Origin of the sequence: Saccharopolyspora ipomoeae (assembly GCF_029952525.1) — a bacterium.
GTDB lineage: Bacteria > Actinomycetota > Actinomycetes > Mycobacteriales > Pseudonocardiaceae > Saccharopolyspora > Saccharopolyspora ipomoeae.
The window spans coordinates 37,792-58,047 of record NZ_JASAOF010000033.1 but is presented as its reverse complement, the minus strand read 5'-3'; the positions used below and the strand labels follow the sequence as shown (position 1 = coordinate 58,047).

Annotated in this window: 17 protein-coding genes; 7 read left to right on the top strand and 10 right to left on the bottom strand. The window is 70.9% G+C overall.

Going from position 1 to position 20,256, the window contains the following annotated elements; translation table 11 throughout:
- Positions 1–86 precede the first annotated feature (86 nt).
- On the top strand, positions 87–1,223 hold the full coding sequence (locus QFW96_RS28960) for a glycerate kinase family protein (protein ID WP_281458920.1): 1,137 nt from the start codon (positions 87–89) through the stop codon (positions 1,221–1,223).
- Positions 1,224–1,276: 53 nt separating this feature from the next.
- Here QFW96_RS28960 and QFW96_RS28955 read toward each other — a convergent pair whose 3' ends face one another.
- Together QFW96_RS28955 and QFW96_RS28950 are read right to left on the bottom strand one after the other, a co-directional pair.
- The gene (locus tag QFW96_RS28955; RefSeq protein ID WP_281458919.1) at positions 1,277–3,079 is read right to left on the bottom strand and encodes a gamma-glutamyltransferase family protein; all 1,803 of its coding nucleotides are present in this window, start codon (positions 3,077–3,079) and stop codon (positions 1,277–1,279) included.
- A 283-nt stretch (positions 3,080–3,362) separates the two neighbouring features.
- Positions 3,363–4,670 carry a UDP-glucose dehydrogenase family protein gene (locus tag QFW96_RS28950; protein WP_281458918.1) on the bottom strand — a complete coding sequence of 436 codons (1,308 nt, stop codon included), beginning with the start codon at positions 4,668–4,670 and terminating at the stop codon, positions 3,363–3,365.
- Between the two features lie 160 nt (positions 4,671–4,830).
- Between QFW96_RS28950 and QFW96_RS28945 the strand changes: the two genes are divergently transcribed.
- Positions 4,831–5,787, top strand: a complete 957-nt coding sequence (locus QFW96_RS28945; RefSeq protein WP_281458917.1) for an aldo/keto reductase — start codon at positions 4,831–4,833, stop codon at positions 5,785–5,787.
- A gap of 62 nt (positions 5,788–5,849) precedes the next feature.
- A complete protein-coding gene (locus QFW96_RS28940; protein WP_281458916.1) occupies positions 5,850–6,608 on the top strand; it encodes an SDR family NAD(P)-dependent oxidoreductase in 759 nt (252 codons plus the stop codon).
- 202 nt (positions 6,609–6,810) lie between these two features.
- Here the strand turns inward: QFW96_RS28940 and QFW96_RS28935 are convergent, their stop codons facing one another.
- The gene (locus tag QFW96_RS28935; RefSeq protein WP_281458915.1) at positions 6,811–8,445 is read right to left on the bottom strand and encodes a TM0106 family RecB-like putative nuclease; all 1,635 of its coding nucleotides are present in this window, start codon (positions 8,443–8,445) and stop codon (positions 6,811–6,813) included.
- A gap of 176 nt (positions 8,446–8,621) precedes the next feature.
- Between QFW96_RS28935 and QFW96_RS28930 the strand changes: the two genes are divergently transcribed.
- On the top strand, positions 8,622–9,320 hold the full coding sequence (locus QFW96_RS28930; protein WP_343231413.1) for a DUF6474 family protein: 699 nt from the start codon (positions 8,622–8,624) through the stop codon (positions 9,318–9,320).
- A gap of 107 nt (positions 9,321–9,427) precedes the next feature.
- On the opposite strand, the gene QFW96_RS28925 is transcribed toward QFW96_RS28930, so the two are convergent.
- From QFW96_RS28925 to QFW96_RS28905, 5 genes are read right to left on the bottom strand one after another with little or no spacing between them, the layout of a single operon-like run.
- On the bottom strand, positions 9,428–10,423 hold the full coding sequence (locus tag QFW96_RS28925; RefSeq protein ID WP_281458914.1) for a glycine betaine ABC transporter substrate-binding protein: 996 nt from the start codon (positions 10,421–10,423) through the stop codon (positions 9,428–9,430).
- Positions 10,420–11,187: an ABC transporter permease gene (locus tag QFW96_RS28920; RefSeq protein ID WP_093419484.1), complete on the bottom strand. Its 768-nt coding sequence runs from the start codon at positions 11,185–11,187 to the stop codon at positions 10,420–10,422. Before QFW96_RS28920 ends, QFW96_RS28925 begins: the two co-directional genes overlap by 4 nt.
- Positions 11,184–12,386 (bottom strand): ABC transporter ATP-binding protein, encoded by a 1,203-nt coding sequence (locus QFW96_RS28915; protein ID WP_281458913.1) that lies wholly within the window; start codon positions 12,384–12,386, stop codon positions 11,184–11,186. Before QFW96_RS28915 ends, QFW96_RS28920 begins: the two co-directional genes overlap by 4 nt.
- Positions 12,379–13,026 (bottom strand): ABC transporter permease, encoded by a 648-nt coding sequence (locus tag QFW96_RS28910; protein ID WP_281458912.1) that lies wholly within the window; start codon positions 13,024–13,026, stop codon positions 12,379–12,381. The genes QFW96_RS28915 and QFW96_RS28910 overlap by 8 nt, the downstream gene beginning before the upstream one ends.
- A 4-nt stretch (positions 13,027–13,030) precedes the next feature.
- Positions 13,031–14,635, bottom strand: a complete 1,605-nt coding sequence (locus QFW96_RS28905; RefSeq protein ID WP_281458911.1) for a BCCT family transporter — start codon at positions 14,633–14,635, stop codon at positions 13,031–13,033.
- A 459-nt stretch (positions 14,636–15,094) separates the two neighbouring features.
- On the opposite strand from QFW96_RS28905, the gene QFW96_RS28900 reads away from it, so the two are divergent.
- The 3 genes from QFW96_RS28900 to QFW96_RS28890 all read left to right on the top strand — a co-directional run bounded on the left by QFW96_RS28900 (position 15,095) and on the right by QFW96_RS28890 (position 16,896).
- A complete protein-coding gene (locus QFW96_RS28900) occupies positions 15,095–15,553 on the top strand; it encodes a hypothetical protein (protein ID WP_281458910.1) in 459 nt (152 codons plus the stop codon).
- An 87-nt stretch (positions 15,554–15,640) separates the two neighbouring features.
- Positions 15,641–16,357, top strand: a complete 717-nt coding sequence (locus QFW96_RS28895) for a YcnI family copper-binding membrane protein (RefSeq protein ID WP_281458909.1) — start codon at positions 15,641–15,643, stop codon at positions 16,355–16,357.
- Positions 16,354–16,896 (top strand): copper resistance CopC family protein, encoded by a 543-nt coding sequence (locus QFW96_RS28890; RefSeq protein WP_281458908.1) that lies wholly within the window; start codon positions 16,354–16,356, stop codon positions 16,894–16,896. The genes QFW96_RS28895 and QFW96_RS28890 overlap by 4 nt, the downstream gene beginning before the upstream one ends.
- A 150-nt stretch (positions 16,897–17,046) precedes the next feature.
- On the opposite strand, the gene QFW96_RS28885 is transcribed toward QFW96_RS28890, so the two are convergent.
- On the bottom strand, positions 17,047–19,464 hold the full coding sequence (locus QFW96_RS28885) for an L-tyrosine/L-tryptophan isonitrile synthase family protein (RefSeq protein ID WP_281458907.1): 2,418 nt from the start codon (positions 19,462–19,464) through the stop codon (positions 17,047–17,049).
- Positions 19,465–19,667: 203 nt separating this feature from the next.
- Complete coding sequence (locus QFW96_RS28880; protein WP_281458906.1) at positions 19,668–19,979, bottom strand: hypothetical protein; 312 nt, start codon at positions 19,977–19,979, stop codon at positions 19,668–19,670.
- Positions 19,980–20,256: the final 277 nt, after the last annotated feature.

The following is a 20,256-nucleotide window of genomic DNA, read 5'->3' as shown; positions in this document are numbered from 1 at the left end:
CACGGAGTCCACGAAGGCGCTCAGGTTCCGCCACCCGCACCGCCAAGCAACGCAAGTCCAATCAATTTTCAACCCCTGGAGGGGAAATGTTTCGGATCGTGGTGGCTCCCAGCGGTTTCAAGGAATGTCTGGACGCCGAGCAGGTGGCCGATGCCATCCAGGCCGGAATCCGGCGCGTCATCCCGGGCGGCGTCGTCGACACCGTGCCGCTGATCGACGGCGGCGAGGGCTCCGCGAAGCTGATGGCCCGCGCGACCGGGGGTGCGCTGGTGCCGGTGACCGCGACCGGTCCGGTCGGCGATCCCGTCGAGGCGCACTTCGCGCTGCTCGACGACGACACCGCGTTCGTGGAGATGGCGGCTGCCGCCGGGTTGTCGCTGGTCCCGCCCGGTGCCCGCGATCCCGGCCGCACCACCAGCCGGGGCGTCGGCGAGCTGATCCGCGCGGCGCTGGACGCGGGCGCGCGGAGAATCGTCGTCGGCTGCGGCGACTCGGGCATCTGCGACGGCGGGGCGGGAGCGCTGCAGGCGCTGGGCGCGCGGATCTGCGACGACGAGGGCCGCGAGGTCGGCCCGGGCGGCGCGGAACTGCTGCGGGCGAACCGCATCGACGTCTCCGGGCTCGACCGCCGGTTGTCCGAAGTGGACATGACGGTGGCGGTGAACCCGCGCAACGTGCTCTGCGGCCCGGACGGCGTTGCCCGCCGCTACGGCCCGCAGAAGGGCGCCTCGGCCGACGACGTGGAGCTGCTGTCCGCGGCGATGGACAACTGGGCCCGGCTGCTCGACCCGGACCTGAGCGAGTTACCGGGCGCCGGGGCCTCCGGCGGTCTGGCGGCCGGGCTCGCCGGAATCCTCGGCGCACGACTGGAATCCCGCTTCGACGTGTTCCTCACCAGCACCGATCTGGAGCAGCGGCTGCGCACCGCCGACCTGGTGATCACCGCCGAGGGCGCCATCGACGCCTCCACCGCGCTCGGCAAGATCCCGACCGAGGTGGCGCGGCGGGCCAAGCGGCACGGCAAACCGGTGATCGCGCTGTGCGGCACCATCGGCCCGGGCGCCGACACCAGCTACGAGCACGGCATCGACGCGATCACCGGCATCCTCACCGGCCCGGTCGCGCTCCCCGACGCGATCACCAAGGCGCCCCGCCTGATCACCGACGCCACCGCCCGCACCCTGCGAATGCTGCTGCTGGGAACAACCCTCCCGGCCGCGTGACCGAAGTGGTCGCCCTGCTCGTCGGTGCGGGGAGCGGAACCGCGAAAGAGCTCTCAGCGGCCCGCCGCGTAGCCCTGGGCTCCCCTGGGGTTCGCGGCGGCCTTGAGCAGGCCGGAATCCGGGTCGCGGGAGACCGCCGAGAGGCGGCCCAGCGACCAGGGGCCGTTGTCGGTGACGTGGTGGCCGCGCGCTTCCAGGGCCGCGATCGCGTCGGCCCCCAGGCGCGATTCCACCGCCACACCACCGGGTTCCCACTCGCGCGGGTAGAACGAGCGCGGGAACGCGGTGCTGTGCCAGGCCGGGGCGTCGATCGCGGCCTGCAGGTCGAGCCCGCCGCGCACGTGCGCCAGCCAGAAGCACAGCTGCCACTGGTCCTGCTGATCCCCGCCGGGCGTGCCGAACGCCAGCGCCGGGTCGCCGCCGCGCAGCGCCAGCGACGGGCTCAGCGTGATCCGCGGGCGCTTGCCCGGTGCCAGGGAGTTGGGCAGCCCTTCCTCCAGCCAGAACATCTGGGCGCGGCTGCCCAGGCAGAACCCGAGCTCCGGGATCGTCGGCGAGGACTGCAACCACCCGCCGGACGGGGTCGCGGAGAGCATGTTGCCCCAGCGGTCGACGACGTCGACGTGCACGGTGTCGCCGCGGCTCTCACCGTTGGCCAGCACGGTCGGCTCGCCGATGCCGACCCCGCTCGGGTCGAACGCGCCGCCCACGCCCCGGCCCTCGGCGACGAACGCCGGTAGGACGGGCGTGCGCCCGCCGGGCGAGCCGGGCCGCAGGTCGAGCGAGGCGGTCTCGCCGATGAGGGCGCGGCGCTGCGCCGCGTACTCGCCGGAGACCAGGTCGCTCAGCACACCCGGGTCGGCGGAATCGCCGTACCAGGCCTCGCGGTCGGCGAACGCGAGCTTGGCGGCCTCCACCGCCGCGTGGACCGTGTCGGCCGAGGCGACACCGTCCACGTAGGACACCGGGAGGTCCTCGACGAGCTGGAGCTGCTGGGCCAGCGCCGGGCCCTGCGACCAGATGCCGAACTTCGCCAACGTCCAGCCGCCGGGCAGGTCCACCGTCAGCGGGTCCTCGTAGGTGGTCTCGAACTCGGCCATGTCCTGCGCGGTGAGCACGCCCGCGTGGTCGCGGCCGGAGTTGTCGCGGTGCGGGATCCGCGCGAACCGCTCCACGGCCTCGGCCACGAAGCCCTGCGACCAGGCCCTGCGGGCGGCGTCGATCTGCGCCTCCCGGCCGGTGACCGACTCGGCCTCCGCCAGCAGGCGCTCCCAGGTGTCGGCCAGGACCGGGTTGCGCAGCACCGAACCCGGTTCCGGCACCGACCCGCCGGAGGTCAGCCACCACCGCGCGGAAGTCGGCCAGTGCTCCCGGAACATGCCGGCGACCATGCCGATCGTCTCGCTGATCCGGGGCACGATCGGGTAGCCGCCGCGCGCGTAGCCGATCGCGTGGCCGAGAACCTCGCGCAACGTCTTCGTCCCGTGGTCGCGCAGCAGCGTCAGCCAGCCGTCCCACGCCCCCGGCACGGTCGTGGCGAGCAGCCCGGTCCCGGGGATCAGGTCGAGCCCGAGCTCGTCGCGGTAGTACCCGATGGTCGCCCCGGCGGGCGCGGGCCCCTGCCCGCACAACGCCCTCGGGCGAGGATCGGTCGCCGTGGCGAACAGCGCGGGAACCTCGCCACCCGGCCCGTTCAGGTGCGGTTCCACCACCTGCAGCACGAAACCGGCGGCCACCGCGGCGTCGAACGCGTTCCCGTCGTCCTCCAGCACGGCCATCCCCACCGCCGAGGCCAGCCAATGCGTGGACGCGACCATCCCATGAGTACCGGCGAGCTCCGGCCGAGTCGTGAACACGCGCCCACCCTAGGACCCCGAAAATCCCCTGACGAGTGTCCGATTCCCCACGTCCCCACCGGTTCTCGACACGGTCGACCGGATTACGCCGGTATTCGGGTCCCCGATTACCGCCGTAATCCGGTCCCCGATTACGGCGGTATTCCGTGGACGGACTACGGCGGTATTCCGTGTGCGGATTACCGCCGTAATCAGGTCACCCACGTCGAGAACGGGGGTCGGCCGAGGGCGGTGACCGGGGTGCCGAGGGCGGTGACCGAGTCGACCGAACGCGGTGACCGGGTCAGCTGAGGGCGGTGACGGGGGTGCGGCCGACTCCTCGCCAGGAGAGGTTGGCGCGGCGGAGGACGTCGGGGTCGAGGTGGTTGCGGGTGTCGACGACGACGAGACCGGCCAGGGCGTCGGCGATGCGGTTCCAGTCGAGGGAGCGGAACTCCTGCCACTCCGTGAGCAGGACCAGGGCCGAGGCCTCCTTGGCCGCCTGGTACGGGTCGTCGACCAGGGTGAGACCGGTGGGCAGTTCCGGTTCGTCGCCGCGCAGGCCCGGGTCGTAGGCGACGAGCTCGGCGCCCTCGGCGGCGAGCAGTTGCGCGACCTCCAGGGCCGGCGAGTCCCGCAGGTCGTCGGTGCCCGCCTTGAACGTCAGCCCCAACAGGCCGATCCGCTCGCCGGCCAGCACGCCGCCGCACGCCTCGCGGACCTTGGCGACCATCCGCTGCCGCTGGTGCGAGTTCGACGAGATCGTGGCCCGCAGCAGCGGGAAGTCGAACTCGACGGCCTCGGCGACCTGCAGCAGCGCGGCCGTGTCCTTCGGCAGGCAGGACCCGCCCCAGCCCGGTCCGGGCTGCAGGAACGACTGCCCGATCCGCCGGTCGTAGCCCATGCCCTCGGTGACGTCGGTGATGTCGGCGCCCAGCTGCTCGCACAGCTCCGCGATCGCGTTGACGTAGGACAGCTTCGTGGCCAGGAAGCAGTTCGCCGCGTACTTCACCATCTCCGCGCTCGCCGCGTCGGTGAGCACCGTCGGCGCACCCAGCCGGGAGTACAGCGCGGCGACCCGCTCGGCGGCGTCCTGGGTGTCGGAGCCGACGACGATGCGGTCCGGGTTGAGGAAGTCGTGCACCGCCGAGCCCTCGCGCAGGAACTCGGGGTTGCTCACCACCGCGACGTCCGCGCGGTCCAGGTGCTCGGCGAGCCGCTTCGACGTCCCGACCGGGACGGTCGACTTGGTGACCATCACGCAGCCGGTGGGCAGCACCTCGCGCACCTCCTGCGCGACGGCCTCCACCACGGCCAGGTCCGCTGCGCCGCCGGAACCCATCGGGGTCGGCACGCACAGGAACACCACCTCGGCCTCGGCAACGGCGCCCGCGGAACCCACCACGAACTCCAGCCGACCTGCGGCGATGCCCTCCTGCACCAGCTCGGCCAGGCCGGGCTCATGGATCCGGACCTCGCCTCGGGAGAGCTCGGCGACCTTCTGCTCGTTGACGTCGCTGCACACCACGCGGTGGCCGAGCGACGCCAGGCACGCACCGGTGGTCAGTCCGACGTAGCCGGTGCCGACAACGACGATTCGACGGGCGAACACAGGCCCCAACCCCTTCACGTTGAACGACCGGGCGGTCGCCTCCAGCCCCCTCGAAAGTGATCGTGGCACATCTTCGAGCTGGGAAAACCCGCTTCGCCCAGAGTTCACGCTCCCGACGTCGCAGGTGACGAGATGGGAACCTGCCGTTTAGGCTGCGCGCGTGGATCAGCGACGTCTGGGGGAATCGGGTCTCGCGGTGAGCGCGGTCGGTCTCGGCTGCAACAACCTCGGAAGGCCCGGTACCGCCACCGAAACCCTGGCCGGAGCGCGCGCCGTCGTGGACGCAGCGCTGGAGAACGGCATCACCTTCTTCGACGTGGCCGACGCCTACGGCTCGCCGCGCGGGCGCAGCGAGGAACTGCTCGGGCAGTCGCTGTCCGGGCGGCGCGACCTGGCCGTCATCGCCACCAAGTTCGGCGTGGACATGCAGGGCACCAACGGCCCCGACTTCGGGGCACGCGGTTCCCGCCGCTACGTGCGCCGCGCCGTGGAGTCCTCGCTGCGGCGACTGGCCACCGACTGGATCGACCTGTACCAGCTGCACCGGCCGGATCCGCTGACACCGCTGGAGGAAACCCTCTCGGTGCTCGACGACCTGGTCCGCGAGGGCAAGATCCGCTACGTCGGGCACTGCAACCTCCCGGGCTGGCAGGTCGCCGACGCGTCCTGGACGGCGAACTCGGCGGGCCTGACCGCGCCGGTGTCCGGCCAGCACCACTACTCGCTGCTGTCCCGCGAGGTGGAGCGCGAGGTGGTGCCCGCCGCGCGGCGCTTCGGGATCGGTCTGCTGCCGTACTTCCCGCTCGCCAACGGGCTGCTGACCGGCAAGTACCGGCGCGACCAGGTCCCGCCGTCCGACGGCAGGCTGGCCGGGCAGGTGCAGCTGCTCGCCGAGGCGCCGTGGGACCGGATCGAGAAGCTGCGGGTGTTCGCCGAGCAGCGCGGCGTCCCGATGAGCACCGTGGCGCTCGGCTGGCTCGCCGCGCAGGACACCGTCGGCTCGGTCATCGCCGGGGCCACCACCCCGGATCAGGTCCGGGCCAACGCGCAAGCGGCCAACTGGGTCCCCGGCCCCGACGACCTCGCGGCGCTGGACAGCATCTGCCCAGCGGCATGACCTTCCGGCAACACCACCGCCGAGCAAGATGACCACAACTCTCCAGTGGAGGAAGAAGCAGAATGCAGATCACCGACACCGCCGCGATCGTCACCGGTGGGGCTTCCGGGCTCGGAGCGGCCACGGCGCGGGCGCTGGCCGGGCGGGGCGCGAAGGTGTTCGCGGTCGACCTGCCGGGGGCGATCGAGAAGGCCCCGATCGTCGACGGCATCACCTACACCGCGGCCGACGTCACCGACGCCGACCAGGTGCAGACCGCCGTCGAGCAGGCCGCCGGTTCCGGGAACCCGCTGCGGATCGTGGTGAACTGCGCGGGCATCGGCCCGTCCGCCCGCATCGCGGGCCGCAAGGGCGTCCACGACCTCGACCTGTTCCGCAAGGTCCTGGAGATCAACCTGCTGGGCACCTTCAACGTGATGCGGCTGGCCGCGTCCGCGATCGGCGAGACCGAGGCCGACCAGCACGGGCAGCGCGGCGTCGTGGTCAACACGGCGTCGGTCGCGGCCTACGACGGGCAGATCGGGCAGGCCGCCTACGCCGCCTCCAAGGGCGGTGTCGCGAGCCTGACCCTGCCCGCGGCCCGCGACCTCTCGTCCTCCGGGATCCGGGTGATGACCATCGCCCCGGGCATCGTGGACACGCCGATGCTCGCGACGGTGAGCGAGGAGTTCCGCCAGGGCCTCGCCGACGGCGTGCCGTTCCCGAAGCGCCTCGGCACCCCGGAGGACTACGCCCAGCTCGCCCTCGACATCGTCGAGCACGACTACCTCAACGGCGAGGTCATCCGCATGGACGGCGCCCTCCGCATGGCCCCGCGCTGACCCCGCTCGGCCCCACCTCGGCGGGCTGATCACCCGAGGTGGGGCCGCGCCGGGCGCCGGGCGCCGAATCCTGGGCAGTGGACAGTTTTAGCCATAATCACCCATGATCAATGTCCGAAATGTCGGGGCAATTATGGCTAAAACTGTCCACTGGTGACGAACGCACCCGACCGGACCACCTCCGCGGCCCCGGAGTTCGGGGTCAGAGGTCTTCGGCGTAGGGGATGTCGTGGGCTGCTTCGGAGGTCATCCAGGTGCGGATGGTGTAGGTGGCCCGGACGTCGTCCTCGTTGTAGGTGAGGAGGCGTTCGCGCTGGGTGAGGTCGCGCTCGCCGCCGTCGAGGGCGACCGCGTCGCGGTACCAGCGCATCGAGTTCTCGCCGCCGGCCTCCGGGTCGCGCCAGCCGAAACCCGCGCTGGGGGCGATCACCTTGAGCCCCTTGCCGTTCGGGCACAGGAACTGGTCGCGGACCACCGCGAACAGGTCGACCCACTCGGCGGAGGCGATGAACTCCTTGACCTCCGACACCGGCGGCACCCCGGGCTTGCCGGCGAAGCGCTCGGCGGAGGCCAGCATCCAGCGGTTCTCCGCCAGCTCGTTGTAGCAGTAGGCGCGGAAGCTCAAGCCCCGCTCGAACGCCTGGCGGCGGACGCCGGTGAACCAGCTCCAGAACTCGGCGAACGACCGCGCCTCGTCGTCGGTCGGCAGCGGCTCCCAGGTCACGAACGCCCGGTAGCCCTGCTCCTCGCCGATGTCGGTGCCCGACAACCAGCAGCCCCACATGTAGGCGCCGGCGTCGGCGTAGCTCTCCATGTCCACGTCGACCTCGACGTCGCCGCGCGGCACGTCGAGGTCGCGGACCCGCCGCACCAGCGGCATCTGCCGCAGCCACGCCTTGGCCAGCAGGATCGCGTCGGCGTCGCGCACGCCGGTGAGCTGCAGCTGCTCGGCGTCGGCCAGCGGCGTGGCGGCCAGCTCGTCGATGGTGGTGATGCCCTGGTCGCGCAGCGCGGTCGCGTCCTCGCCGCGCACCACCAGGCTCACGTCGCGGCGCTCGCGCAGCTGGGCCTCGCAGGTCGGCCACCAGGGGCAGCCGCGGCACTCGGTGATCCGGGACGGCTGGGCCAGCGGCTCGTCGCCGTTCGCGGCGGCGCGGGCGACGTCGAGCCGGTCGCCGAAGCGCGCGTCGTACTCGGCCAGCGCGGTGCGCCCGCCGGGCCAGTTGGGGCTGCGCAGGTCGTGCCAGACGACGACGTCGGCGTCCACGCCGATCACGCCCGCCGTCCGGTCGCTCGCACCGAACCCGCACGCCTGCAGCAGCCGCACCGCGTGCACCAGCCGGAGCTGGTCGCGGGGCTGCGGGCGGACCTTGCGGGTCGGGTCGACCGCGGCGGCCTCGGGAACCGGCTCGCCGATCGGCGAGACCTTCGCGCCGCTGCCCGGGTCGGTGACCTTGTGCCGCACCACCAGCACCGGCACGTAGCCGTTCTCGCTGCGCACCAGCAGGTCGATGGCCCCGCGCCTGCCGCCGTCGACGTCGTCGGGCAGCTGCGCGCCGGAGATGTGCCCGACGCCCTCGCCCATCGCGTCGAGCGTGAGCCGGGCGCGGTCGGCGTAGGGGATGCCGCGCGGGATCTCGGTCCAGGACTCACCGAGGAGCTCGCCGAGCTGGGCGGCGACGGAGCGGCGGTGCTCGGCGGCGTCGGCGATGCGCTGCTCGACGCCCAGGTCCAGCGGCGCGGTGTCGACCTCGCGCATCGCCGGGTCGTTCTCCAAGTGCACGCGTCGACGGCACCGCGTCACCACGCCCGCGTCGAGCAGCACCGTCTCCTTCACGCGTAAAGGGTATGCGGTGGCTCCGACAGCCGCGCCCATCACCCCGGTGACATCGCGCGGCGGCGATGACCACGCCGAGTGCGCACCCGATCGCGTCGTGCTTTCGTGCGCTGCTCCATCCGGACTTATGGTGATCGCGGGAGCTGGGAGAACGCGGATCCGGGGAGGTGTGCGCGGTGAGGAGACTCGCCAGGCGACGCGGGACGGTCATGCACCGGGGGTGCCGGAGGTGCGCCGCCGGTAAGGCCAGGGCCGAGAAGCGGATACGTCGCCAAGTCGACAAGGCGGCCCGCAAGGCCGAGAGAGCTCAGCGGGCCGAAGCGCAGCAGATCGAGGCCGCCAATCAGGTGGTGACGCCGACGCCGGTGGGCAAGAAGGCGGCGAAGGCGCTGCGCAAGGCGGACAAGCAGACGGCGAAGGCGATCAAGAAGGGCGAGTACGGGGCGGTCACCCCGGGCAACGCCAAGAAGATCATCAAGATCGGCAAGATCGTCGTCCCGGTGCTCGCGCCGTTCGCGCTGCGCGCAGCGAGCTCGGCCCGCGCGAGCTACGACCGGTCCCGGGCCCGCAGGCTCGGCGTCGGCGTCGACGAGCTGGGCCGGTTCACCGGGCGCGGGGCCGCGCTGCACGCCCGCATCGCCGGTGACGCCCACGCACTGCGCGACCTGCGGGAGCAGTCCACCGGCGAGGAGCGCGGCGCCGCCGAGACCTACGCGGCGCAGGCCGACGCGCGCCTGGCCCAGCTGACCAGCGCGGTCCGCGCCGCCGAGCGGATGCCGGCGCCGCGCCGCAAGTCCGCGCACCGCGCGGTGAACCAGGAGCTCACCCGCATCGAGAACGAGCTGCTCACCCGCTTCGGCGTCCCGACGGGCTGAAAGCCGACGAGGGGCACCTCCCGCGCGGGAGGTGCCCCTCGTCGGCACTGCTGGGATCATCCCTGGCCGGGGATCAGCCCTGGCCGGGGATCAGCCCTGGCCGGGGATCAGCCCTGGCCGGGGATCTTGATCAGGCCCTTCTCGGCCATCCAGTCCCGCGCCACGTCGGCCGGGTCCCGCCCGTCGACGTCGACCTGCGCGTTGAGGTTCATCAGCTCCTCGTTGGTCAACTTCTCGGAGATCGGCTGGAACACCTGCGTCAGCTGCGGGTAGCGCTTGAGCATCTCGTCCCGGAGCGTGACTCCGACGTTGTACCGCGGGAAGAACTGCTTGTCGTCGGCCAGCACCTTCAGGTTCAGCGCCGGGATCCGGCCGTCGGTGGTGAACACCTCGCCGAAGGTGCAGGTCCCGTCGGCCGTGGCCTGGTAGATCGCACCCTCGGTGAGCACCTTGACGTTGCCGGGGTTCGTCTTGAACCCGTAGGTCTCCTCCACGCCCGGCAGGCCGTCGTTGCGGCTGGCGAACTCGGTGTCCACGCAGAACGTGGCGTCCTCCGGGTGCTCGGCCACGACCTGCTGGATGTCGGAGAGGTTCTGGACGCCCAGGCGCTGGGCGGCGTCCTGGTTGACGGCGAACGCGTAGGTGTTGTCCACCTGGTAGTTCACCGCGGTCCAGGCCACGCCGTTGCGCTCGAGGTCCTGCTCGCGCACGGCCTCGAACTGGGCGCGGGCGTCCGGGATCGGATCGTTGTTGCCGTTGTAGCTGATCCAGGACGTGCCGGTGTAGTCGAAGAGCACGTCGATCTGGTCGCTGGTCAGCGCCTTGCGCGCGGTCGACGAGCCCTGGATGGAGCTCAGGTCCCGCACGTCGGCACCGGCCGCGGACAGCGCGAACTCGCCGAGGTAGCCCAGGATGAGCTGCTCGGTGAAGTTCTTCGAGCCCACCGTGATCGTCTGGCCCTCCAGCTCCGGGACGGGCTGGATGATGCCCGGTTCCACCGCCAGCGGAACCGACGAACCGGAGCTGAGACCGCATCCGGCGAGCAACAGCCCGGCCGCCGCCAGCGAGGCCGCCTTGAGCGCACTGCGCGTGCGGAGCTTCATCGCAACCCCCTCGGCGACAGGTAGGTCTCGGCCAGCGCGCCGAGCCAGTCGACCAGCAGCGCCAGCGCCATCGCCAGCACCGAACCGACGATCATGACGGTGTAGTCGTTGAGCTTGTACCCGGTGTCGATCAGCTCGCCGAGGCCGCCCGCGCCGACGAACAGCGCCAGCGTCGCGGTTCCCACCGCCAGCACCAGCGCGGTCCGCAGACCGGCGAGGATGAACGGCACCGCCAGCGGCATCTCGATGCGCAGCAGCACGGCCGAACCGGACATGCCGATGCCGCGCCCCGCGTCGACCAGCGACGCGTCCACCGACTGCAACCCCACGATGGTGTTGCGCAGGACCGGCAGCAGCGCGTAGAAGGCGATCGGCAGGACCGCGATCCAGAACCCGGTGGAACCACCGGTGAACAGGAAGAACAGCACCAGCAGACCCATCGATGGCGCGGCCTGGCCGACGTTGGCGATGCCGATCACCACGGGAGCGATGCGGCGCGCCCAGGACCGGCTGAGCAGCACGCCCAGCGGCACCGCGACCAGCACCACGATCAGCGCCACGGCGAGGCTGATCAGGAAGTGCGTCCAGGTCAGGCTCAGGATCGTCGTCGAGTTGAGGCTGCGCAGCGTCACCTCGTCGTTGTCCCGGGTGAACGCCCAGCCGAGCACCGCCGCGACCAGCACCACCACGGTCACCGGCTGCGCCAGCAGCCGCAGCCGCTCGGCGCGCCCGGACCCGGAGTCGGAAGCGAACGTGCTGCTCATGAGGCGTCAGCCCCCGAACCGGCAGCCGGCGCCTCGGACTCGTCGGCGGCGTTCTCCTCGCGCAGGGCCTTGATCGTGTTCATCACGGTGTCGATGTCGACGACGCCGACGTACTCACCGCGCGAGCCCACGACCACGGCCACGCCGTCGTCGTCGGTCAGGATCGCTTCGAGGGCGTCCTGCAGCGTCGAGGCCCGCGACACCGAGTCCTCCACCGGACGACCGGCGCGCGCGAGGTCCGACACCGAGCCGGCCTCGCGAGCGGTCGCCCAGCGAACCGGGCGGTTGCGCTTGTCGAGCACCAGGCCGATCGCGCCGCGGCGGGTGCCCAGGCGTTCGCGCAGCACCGACGGTGCCTCGTCGACCGTCGCGGTCGGCACTTCGCCGACCTCGATCTCGCGCACGCGGCGCAGCGTGAGCTGCTTGAGGGCCGCGCCCGCTCCGACGAATCCGGCGACGGTGTCGTCGGCCGGGTTGGTCAGGATCGCTTCCGGGGTGTCGTACTGCAGGATCTTCGAGCGCTCGCCCAGCACCGCGATCCGGTCGCCGAGCTTGACCGCCTCGTCGAAGTCGTGCGTGACGAACACGATCGTTTTGCCCAGGTCTGCCTGCAGGCGCATCAGCTCGTCCTGCAGCACACCGCGGGTGATCGGGTCCACCGCGCCGAACGGCTCGTCCATCAGCAGCACCGGCGGGTTGGCCGCGAGCGCGCGGGCGACGCCGACGCGCTGCTGCTGACCACCGGAGAGCTGCCGCGGGTAGCGGCCCCGGTACTCGGCCGGGTCGAGGTTGACCAGGTCGAGCATCTCGTCCACGCGCTCGGCGATGCGCTTCTTGTCCCAGCCGACCAGGCCGGGGACCATGCCGACGTTGTCACCGACGGTCATGTGCGGGAACAGGCCCGCCTGCTGGATCGAGTAGCCGATCTCGCGGCGCAGCTTGTCCGCGTCCAGGCTGAGCACGTCCTGACCACCGATGGTGATCTTGCCGGAGGTCGGTTCGATCAGGCGGTTGATCATCCGCATGGTGGTCGTCTTGCCGGAGCCCGACGGCCCCACCAGCACGACCGTCTCCCCGGCGGGGATGGTCATGGTCACCGATTCGACGGCGGCCTGCTTCTGCCCCGGGTAGCGCTTGGAGACCTCTTCCAGCTTGATCTCCACGCCGTGCCCGGCGGTCTTCTTCTCGTCGTCAGCCACGGATACCTCTCGAAGTCGTCAACCGCCCGAACAGCACGAACAAGGCGTCGAGCACGAGTGCCAGGATGACCACGCCGACGGTGCCGGAGATGGCCATGTTCAGAGCGTTCGCGCCGCCCAGCTGGCCGAGGCCCTGGAACAGCAGGTTCCCGAGACCCGGGCCCTTGGCGTACGCGGCGATGGCCGCGATGCCCATCAGCATCTGGGCGCTCACCCGCATGCCGGCGAGGATCGCCGGCCAGGCGAGGCGGAGTTCGACGCGCGTGAGCACGCTGAAGCGGTTCATGCCGATCCCGCGCGCCGCGTCCAGAATCGGCTGGTCGACGTTCGACAGGCCGACGATCGTGTTGCGGACGATCGGCAGCAGTGCGTAGAGGACCAGAGTCACCACCGAGGGGGCCACGCCCAGGCCCAGAACGGGGATCAGCAGGCCGAACAGCGCGAAGGACGGGATGGTCAGGATCGCGCTGGAGAGAGCGGTGGCGATCGCCGCCCCGGCGGGGCTGCGGTAGACCGCAACCCCGACCAGGACGCCGACGATCGTTGCCAGCAGGATGCACTGCACCACCATGCTGACGTGCTGGTATGCGTTGACCAGCAACGATTGCCACCTGGATGCGATGAAATCCAGGAGATTCACTTATTTACTCTTTCTTACCGGCTTCCGCCGATTCGGACTCCTCGTCGAGGTTCTCGGCGGGAGTCGTGACCAGCTGGAACTCGCCGTCGTGCTCCTCAGTACCGGCGATGACGGCCTGCTCGAGCACCTCCGCGCCCTTCTGGTCGCGAACCGTGATGTCGTCCGACCGCAAGTCCTTGACCATGGCGATGCACATGAAGATCATCACGATCGCGAACGGCAGGGCACCGATGAACGTGAGGTTCTGGATGCCTTCCAGGGCTTTGTCCTGGCCGATCACCAGCATCACCGCGGCGACGGCACCGGTGGCCGCACCCCAGAAGATGACGACCCACTTGCTGGGCTCGATCGCGCCCCGCTGCGACAGCGTGCCCATGACGATGGACGCGGCGTCGGCACCGGAGACGAAGAAGATCGCGACCAGGATCATCACCAGCACGGCGGTGACCAGCGCCAGCGGCAGGTGGTCGAGCAGCGAGAAGGTCTGCGCCTCCGCGCTGCCGTCGCCGTAGACGTTCGCACCGGTCTTCTGGGTGTTGATCGCGGCACCGCCGAAGATCGCGAACCAGATGAGGCTCACGACGCTGGGCACCAGCAGCACGCCGCCGATGAACTGGCGGATCGTGCGGCCCCGGCTGATCCGGGCGATGAACATGCCCACGAAGGGCGTCCAGGAGATCCACCAGGCCCAGTAGAAGACGGTCCAGCTGCCGAGCCAGTCCTGCATCTCGGCACCGCCGGTGGCACCGGCGCGCGACGCCATCTCGCCGAACTCGCTCATGTAGGAGCCGACCGCCGTGGGCAGCAGGTCCAGGATGAACACCGTCGGTCCGAGGACGAACACGAAGATCGCCAGGATGGCCGCCAGCACCATGTTGATGTTGGACAGCCACTGGATGCCCTTCTCCACGCCCGAGACCGCGGAGAGGATGAAGCAGAGCGTCAGCACGGCGATGATGCCGACCAGCACGTTCGTGCCGGCGTCGCCCATCGGCCAGTTGGCGGCCTGCATACCGGACTTGATCTGCAGCGCACCGAGACCCAGCGAGGCCGCGGAGCCGAACAGCGTCGCGAACAGCGCCAGGATGTCGATGACCTTGCCCAGCGGACCCTCGGCGGCCTTCTTGCCGATCAGCGGCGTGAAGACACCGGAGATGGTCTGCTTGCGACCCCGGCGGAAGCTGCTGTAGGCGATCGCCAGACCCGCCACCGCGTAGATCGCCCACGGGTGCAGGGTCCAGTGGAACAGCGAGGTCGACATGGCCGTCTTGATCGCTTCTTCGCTCTCGCCCGGGACGGTGCCCGGCGGCGGGGAGACGAAGTGGCTCAGCGGCTCGCTCACGCCGTAGAACATCAGGCCGATGCCCATACCGGCGCTGAACATCATGGCGATCCAGGACACCGTGCGGAACTCAGGTCCCTCACCGTCCCCGCCCAGCGGGATCCGGCCGTACTTGCTGAAGGCCAGGAACAGGGCGAACACGACGAACCCGGTGGCGGCGAGCACGAAGCCCCAGCCGGTGTTCTTGATCAACCAGGTCAGCGCGGCCGACGAGGCGTTGCTCAACGAGTCGGTTGCCAACGCGCCCCAGGCGACCACCAAGAACATGATGATCGCTGTGACGCCGAAAACGACCCAATCGGTTCTTGGTTTGCCGAGGAACTCGGCATCTGCTCCGGTGGATTGGCCGCCGCCGGCGGCCCCACCGCTTTGTTCAGTTTCGGTCGACACAGGTTTCGGCGCCGACTTTCGGCGACGCCCCCTCCTCTCCGTCGTCGGTTACGACGTTTCCGGAACCAATCGAACCGCCAATTCGCTCAGTTCGTGGCTCCAAATCGTCGTCAACCTGTAAACCGTGACCCAAACGGGTTAACAAGGCAAGCTCACCTGCGGTCAGCGTGGCCGAACCGACACCTAGACTGACTCACCGTGAAGGCAGGTCTGACACCGACGCAGGGCGCTCTGCGCGTCCTGCGCGGTGCCGGTTTGGCCTGCACAGCGGCATCACTGTCGGTAGCCGCCCACACTGCTGCGGGAGGCTCGACCCCGGGTCTGGGGCCCACCGTCGTGATCACCGTTCTGCTGACCGGTGCCGGCGTGGCGCTAGCTGATCGCAAGCGCGGGTCGTGGGGCATTCTAGGGGCACTGTCGGTCAGCCAGCTGGCACTTCACTTCTTTCTCGAGCTCACCGCGGTCAGCGCGCACGGTTCCGGGCACCTCCACGGGCCGCCGCCGATCCCGCTGTCACCGGCCCTGATGACCTTGGGCCACGTGATCGTCACCATGCTGACGGCGCTGGTCATGGCGCATGCGGAACGCGTACTGTTCGTAGTCACCCGGTTGTTGCAGGCGATCTTCCCCCGGAAGACGACTCCGTTACCGGTTGTAACTCCGCCACCGGCCGTGTGCGTCCCCGCACCCGTTCCCCGGACCCTGGCACAACTGATCTACCAGCGGATTCATGGTCGTCGCGGGCCTCCGAAATCTCCGTTCGAAAGCAACGATCCGATGTATATCGGCATCTGATCATTGCCATTCCGATGAATCGCGCCTATACGCGCGCGATTAACAACTCGAACCTGGAGATCTCAAGAGAACATGTCGACAAATCGATTGATCACGCGATCCGCGAACGTCCTCGCGATCAGCGGAATCGCGCTCGCACTGGGTTCCGCGCCCGCCTACGCGCACGTGAGCGCTCAGCCCGAGGAGGCCGAGAAGGGCGGCTACGCCAAGATCGCTTTCCGCGTTCCCAACGAGGACCCGGTGGCCGGGACCGTCCAGGTCAAGGTGACGCTGCCGGAGCAGTACCCGCTGAGCTCGGTGCGCACCAAGCCGGTCCCCGGCTGGACCGCGCAGGTCGAGAAGGCGCAGATCGCACCGGTCGAGGTGGACGGCGCCCAGGTCACCGAGGCGGTCCGCAGCATCACCTGGACCGCGGAGCCGGGCACCCGGATCGGCCCGGACCAGTTCAACGAGTTCGAGGCCACCCTCGGCGCCATGCCGGAGAACGCCGACGAGCTGCTGCTGCCCACCACCCAGACCTACGACAACGGCAAGGTCGTGGAGTGGAACCAGCCCACGCCGCCCGGCGGCGAGGAGCCGGAGCACCCGGCCCCGACGGTCAAGCTGATCGCCGCCGAGGGCGGGGGCCACAGCCACGGCGGAACGCCGGCCGGTGCGCCGGAGGAAGCCGCTGACCAGCACGGATCGTCCGACGAAACGGCCCGCTACCTCGGCGGTGCCGGCCTGCTGGTCGGCGCGCTGGGAGTGGGCGTCGGCGCGGGTGCGCTGGTCCGCGGACGGCGTTCCGGCGGTGAGAAGTCATGAGGCGGTTGCTGACCGTCGGCGCTCTCGCCCTGGCCGCCCTGCTCGGCGGCGCGGCCCCGGCGCTCGCGCACAACGTGCTGGTCGGCAGCGATCCGGCCGAGGGCGCGCAGCTGTCCACCGGTCCGCGCGAGGTCAAGCTGACCTTCGACCAGCCGGTCCGCGCGGGTGAGTCCTACAACACGGTCAACGTGGTGGGGCCGGACGGCACGTTCTGGGCGGACGGCCCGGCGCGGGTCGAGGGCAACTCGGTCATCGCCCCGGTCCGCGAGCTCGGACCGGCCGGGACCTACACCGTGGGTTACCGGATCCTGTCCAGCGACGGGCACCCGGTGCCGGGCAAGGTCAGCTTCACGCTGACCGCCCCCGGCAAGGGCACGCCCGCTCCGGCCCCGCAGGGCGGCCAGGACTCCGGACAGCCGTCCGACCAGGCAGAACCCGCTTCCGGCGGGATGCCGATCTGGCCGTGGATCGCCGGTGCGGTCCTGATCGTGATCCTCGGTCTGGTGCTGGCCCTGCGCCTCGGCAAACCGAAGGACTGATCGCGAGAACCGGGAGGGTGTCCGATTCCCCGGGCACCCTCCCGTCGTGTTCGCAGAACGGGAATCGCACTCGTCTTCACCGGAATTCCGACGCGTTCTTGTGGAATTCCCCGTTCCGCTTTCCCCGGTGTGAATGGTGATCGTGAATGATCATTTAGAACGGAGCTGGATCCCGTCGCGCACCTCGGGGAGCAGAACCCCGCCGCGCACCAGATCCGGCGGCACCATGAACCACGGCTGCGCGTGCCCCTCGGGCGCCCACACCGGCAGGTAGCACTGATCGATCAGCGAGATCGCGAAGTCCGTCGACACCTCGTTTCCCCTGCCCAGCGCCGCCGTCCCCTGCCACGGCATCACCGCCGAACCGCCCAGCGGGACGAACCGGAACCGCCCCTGCTCCGGGCGCAGCGACAAGCTCATCCGGACCCGGTCGCGGCGCCACAGGGCCGCGTAGTCCAGGTCGACGTCGACGTGCTTGTTGGACAGGTAGGTGATCGTCTCGTCCCAGGCCAGCGCCAGCAGCTCGCGGCGGGTGCCCGCCAGGTCCGGGTCGGTCAGGTCGAACGGCTCGGCGTAGACCCGGCGGGCGAACTCCACCGGATCGCCGCCCGCGCGCGGGACGTCGACCGCGTGCACGATCGACCGGAACATCTCCGCGAACCGCGGCTGGCCCGGGCATCCCGGGTCGCGCTCGTCGGCCTCGGCCAGCGCACCGCGCGGGTCGGTGCGCACGTCCAGCCCGGCCAGCGCCGAGCGGTAGCGCTCTCGGTGCTGCTCCAGCAGCTCGGCGCGCTCGCCCGCGTCGCCGCAGCCGAACTCGGCGGCGACCTCGTCGACGTTGCGCACCTCCACGATCCGGCCGGCACCGGTGAGCTCCAGCATCCGCCGGAACTCCCGCTGGTAGCCGCCGTACCGGCGCTCCTCGCGGGCCCGGAAGTGGCTCGGGTCGGCCAGCGCGGTCACCCTGATCCCCGGCGGGTGCACCCGTCTGACCGCGGTGTCCAGCTGCAGCAGTCTCGCCAGCATCGCGACCTCGGCCAGGTCCGGCAGGCCGCCGAGCGCCTTGAGCCGGGACCCGTCCTGCTTCGTCGGCGGCCCCAGGAGCACGAGCTCGGCGGGTTCCCCCGCCGCCACCGCGCGGGACAGGTCCTCCTCGGCCTGCTGGACCGGGTAGGCCGAGCGGGAGGCGCCGAACAGCTTCGCCTGCATGATCTGCCAGATCGCCCGGACGCTGCCCGACTCGATGGCCGCCACCCGATCGCCGAGCCGGGCGCCGGTCTCCTCGGCGCCGCGGCACAGCGCGGTCACGATCCCCACCTGCTCGTCCTCGGTCAGGCGCACGCCGCGCCACCACAGCGTCGGGCGGGTGCGCATCGCGTCGAGCCGCAGCTGCGCGATCGACGTCGCGTGCGACAGACCAGGCCCGGACGCGTGGCCGCGGCCCAGCGGTACCGGCTGCGGCACGGTCTCGAAGGTGGCGATGGCGTCCGGCTCGTCCACGCCGGTGAACCCGGGAGCGGCGACCGGGACCACCACGGCCTGCGGGAACTCCTCCTGCAGCGCGACGCGGTTGGCCTCCTTGTCGTCGAAGGCGGCCACCGGTTCCCAGCCGGTCATGCCGCGCAGCGCGGCGACCTTCTGCCGCCCGACGTCCGCGCCCTCGTCGGTGGTGCGCAGCTCCAGGTGACCGAGGTCGTGGCGGGCCAGGGCGCGTTCGGTGGCGGCGCGCATCCGGTGGCGGCGGCCGGTGAGCAGCACCACCCGGCCACCGGCCTGCGCGACGTCGCCGGTGAACCGCCGCACGCCGGGCGCGAGCTCGTCGGTCAGCAGCGCCTCGTCGTCCCAGGAGATCGCCCGCCGGAAGTCCGCGTGCGCCAGGGCCTCCGGCAGGCAGGCGAGCTCGCGGAACGGCCGCCACCCCGGCTCGTACAGCCCGGGCAGCACCGGCAGCGGTTCGGTCACGCCGAGCGCCGCGAGGGCCTCGCGCACGCGGGTGCGGGGGTGGAAGGCGCAGAAGTCCAGGTCCAGCGCCACCAGCGGGCGCGGGACGTCCGGGTTCCGGCGATGCGCGCTCGCCCGCTCCTTGACCAGCCGGAGCACCCGCTGCAGCACCTCGTCCTGCGCGCTCGGCACGTGGTGGGCGAAGCGGCGCCACGCGTGATCGCCGGCCAGCACCGACAGCAGGCCCGCCGAGCAGAACCGCAGCTCCTCGGCCACGACGTGCTCGGTATCCGGGCTGATCGCGGTCAGCGCCCGGTGCAGCCGGTTGATCGCCTCGGCCGTGCGAGCGGGCTCGGCCGCGGCCAGGTCGGGCACCACGACCCGGCCGGTGACCAGGTCGACGCGCGGTTCGCCGACCGGGACGGCGCCCACCGCCAGCAGGCTCCGGACCGTGATGACCACCGGGCGCACGACGAGCTCGACCCGATCTCGTTCGGCGAGCTCAGGCAGGTCCGCCAGTCCGACCGCGTCCTGGGGAGCGGTTCCGACCAGGCAGTACTTCGCGAGGAGGGAGTCGCGCGCGAGTGCTTCCCGCGCGCGTTCCGGCAGCGTGCCGGTTGCGTACACCGCGTCTCCTTTTCGATTGCAGCGCTCATCAGGCCTTCCACGTGAGCGGATGGCGGCTGCGCGAGGGGACGCGAAGTTCGGCTCGACCGAAGCCGACCGGAACCGATCGGCGAAACCCGCAGGTGGACGCGGGAAATCTCAGGCCGGGAACGGTCCGGCAGGCGTTTCGGAGGGCGACTGCGCGACAGTCTGCGAGCGGTCATTCACCGTCGACGAGTTGCACGGGGGACGGCTCGACCGTCCGACCCGGCGTCCATCCGACGCAGCGCCGCGCGGGCGCGTCGGTGGAGTTCCCGGCGCGAGATCCAGCCCGCCGCGTAGTGCCGGTACGCCTGGGCCACCAGCACCAGCTCGGCGAGGTGATCGGCGTAGGGCTCGCGGAAATCCGGGGGCAGTTGCCGCAGCGACCGGAGGTGGTCGTCCACGACCTCGTCCAGCACTCGCGCGCTGGCGAGAGCGCGGGCACGGCGGGAGCGCGGGGCGCGCTCGCCCGGCGGGAACTCAGCGATCCTCATCGACAGCCCATCCGCTATAGCACCGACTCGATGCACCAGTTCGCTCGTATGGTCTACCCCTTCAGGTCGAATCCGGTGACCACAACCGACCGGAAAGACGCCGCGAACCGACCAAGATCCCCCGAACGGCCGCACCGGCTTCAACCGGACGCCCCATCGGAACCAAGACCCCCGACTCCCAAGGTCGTGGGGGAGGGAAGTTTTCATGAAAACTTCCCTTCTCCAAGAACCGAACCCCCGGGTCCGAGGGTCCCTGCGCGAGCGAGGTTTTCATGAA

Excerpts from the sequence above, each read along its gene's own strand:
- QFW96_RS28940 (WP_281458916.1), top strand. The coding sequence starts at position 5,850 with ATGCAGATCACCGACACCGCCGCGATCGTCACCGGTGGGGCTTCCGGG.
- QFW96_RS28925 (WP_281458914.1), bottom strand. The coding sequence starts at position 10,423 with ATGAAGCTCCGCACGCGCAGTGCGCTCAAGGCGGCCTCGCTGGCGGCG.
- QFW96_RS28880 (WP_281458906.1), bottom strand. The coding sequence starts at position 19,979 with ATGAGGATCGCTGAGTTCCCGCCGGGCGAGCGCGCCCCGCGCTCCCGC.
- QFW96_RS28890 (WP_281458908.1), top strand. The coding sequence starts at position 16,354 with ATGAGGCGGTTGCTGACCGTCGGCGCTCTCGCCCTGGCCGCCCTGCTC.
- QFW96_RS28905 (WP_281458911.1), bottom strand. The coding sequence starts at position 14,635 with ATGTTCTTGGTGGTCGCCTGGGGCGCGTTGGCAACCGACTCGTTGAGC.
- QFW96_RS28960 (WP_281458920.1), top strand. The coding sequence starts at position 87 with ATGTTTCGGATCGTGGTGGCTCCCAGCGGTTTCAAGGAATGTCTGGAC.
- QFW96_RS28920 (WP_093419484.1), bottom strand. The coding sequence starts at position 11,187 with ATGAGCAGCACGTTCGCTTCCGACTCCGGGTCCGGGCGCGCCGAGCGG.